Origin of the sequence: Nocardia wallacei, from assembly GCF_029869545.1 — a bacterium.
In the GTDB taxonomy this organism is placed as follows: Bacteria; Actinomycetota; Actinomycetes; order Mycobacteriales; family Mycobacteriaceae; genus Nocardia; species Nocardia wallacei_A.
Genome location: NZ_JARWQD010000001.1, coordinates 1 through 1,718, shown reverse-complemented (window position 1 = coordinate 1,718; position 1,718 = coordinate 1). Strand labels below are relative to the sequence as shown.

Annotated in this window: 1 protein-coding gene and 1 pseudogene; both read left to right on the top strand. The window is 74.7% G+C overall.

Annotation, left to right across the window (positions count from 1 at the left end; genetic code table 11):
* Positions 1 to 347: 347 nt before the first annotated feature.
* On the top strand, positions 348 to 941 hold the full coding sequence (gene warA / locus QH290_RS00010; RefSeq protein WP_425303535.1) for a 16S rRNA (adenine(1408)-N(1))-methyltransferase WarA: 594 nt from the start codon (positions 348 to 350) through the stop codon (positions 939 to 941).
* Between the two features lie 531 nt (positions 942 to 1,472).
* Positions 1,473 to 1,718: pseudogene (locus tag QH290_RS00005) on the top strand (hypothetical protein); the annotation flags it as partial.

Below are 1,718 nucleotides of genomic sequence, written 5' to 3'. Positions count from 1 at the left end.
CCGCCCCCGCCCGCGCCCGCCTAATCGCGCGCCCCCCCCCCCCACCACCCCCGCGGGCTGACCGGGGGGGCGGCGGGGGGGGTCCCGCGCCCCCCCCCACGTTCCGGTGGGTGTGTGGTCGGCCGGTGGGGTCGGAGCCGCCGAGGACACCGCGCGGTTTGCCCGCCGGAATCGCTTGGGCAGGTTGCGTCGAAAGTGCCGTGGCTCCTTGGTTCGCGCGGTCGCCGAGCGTCCGGCGCCCGCGGAAAATGGCGTGCGCCCACCGGCGGTGTGCGGATAACGTCCGTCGTATGCGAATCGTGTGTGGAAAGAAGATCCGGGACGTGGACATCGGTTAAGCCGGTGAACTGGCCGCCCGGTACCGGTCCGTGCGGGTCGATCTGGGCACCGGCGACGGGCGTGCGGTACTCGCGGCCGCGGCGGCCGATCCGCGGCGCCTGGCGATCGGCGTGGACGCCAATGCGGCGGGCATGACGGATTCCTCGCGCCGCGCCCTGCGGTCCCGCGGCGGCGTGCCGAACGCGGTGTTCGTCGTCGCCGCCGCGGAGCAGCTGCCGCCCGGACTCGACGGCATCGCCGACGAGGTGACGGTGAACTTCCCGTGGGGCTCGCTGCTGCGCGGCCTGCTGACCGGCGACGCGGCCGTGCTGGACGGGCTCGCGCGAATCATGAAACCCGGTGCGGCACTGGACATTCTGCTGTCGGTCACCGACCGTGACGGCCTGCCCGGCCTACCCGTGATCGACGACGCCACCGCCCTGGCCGACCTCCGCACCCGCTACCCGGCCCACGGCCTGACCGTCACCGAGATCCGCGCGCTCGAACCCGCCGACGTGATCGCCGCGGCCTCCAGCTGGGGCAAGCGCCTCGGCGCGGGCGACCGCCGCCACGCTTGGCGAATCTCCGCCCGCCGAGCCGCCGCACCCGCCCGAACCGGCTGACAGCGCCCTCACCCGAGCCCCCACACCGGCCGGGCCGCGCGGGGGCGGGTCTTGGGCGCGGCCGCGCAGCCCCGCCACATCGCCCCCCGGCCTTCCCAGCACATCGCCCCCGGCCTTCCCGGCACGTCGGCCCCCGCCTTCGCGGCGCGTGGGCCCCCGCCTTCGCGGCAAGTGGGCACCCGGCTTTTGTGGTGCGCGGGCACCCGGCTTTGTGGTGCGTGGGCACCCGGCTTTTTGTGGCGCGTGGGCACCCGGCTTTCGTGGTGCGTGGGCACCCGGCTTCCGGCACACCGGCACCGCGATCTTTCCGCGCACTGGCACCCGCCGTCTCAGCGGGCCAGCATTCCGCCATTTCCGGCGCGGCGGCTCCCCCTCCATTTCCGGCGCGCTTTTGGCCGGAATCCACCTTCCGTGACTAATCCCGTGCGGTAGGGGTGCGGTCGTGGCAATGTCGGCCAGCGGGTGCGAAACATGGTGGACGGTGGTGGGATTCGTGCCATGCTGAAGTTCTGGTGCGAGGAGGGGCCGTAGATGCAGTATCGACCGTCGTCGGCGGAACTGTTGGAGGCGCTGGCCGAGCTGCTGCAGGATGTGCTGCTGCCGGAGCTTCCGGAGAATCTGCAGCATCGGGCGCGGGTGGGCGCGAATCTGGCGCGGATGCTGCGCCGGGAGCTCGAGCTGGCACCACCGTCGGGGGGCCGGGGGGGGGCCGCCCGCGCCCCCGGCCCCCCCCGGCCCCCAACCCCCCCCGGGGGGGGGGGGGGGGGGGTGGTGGGG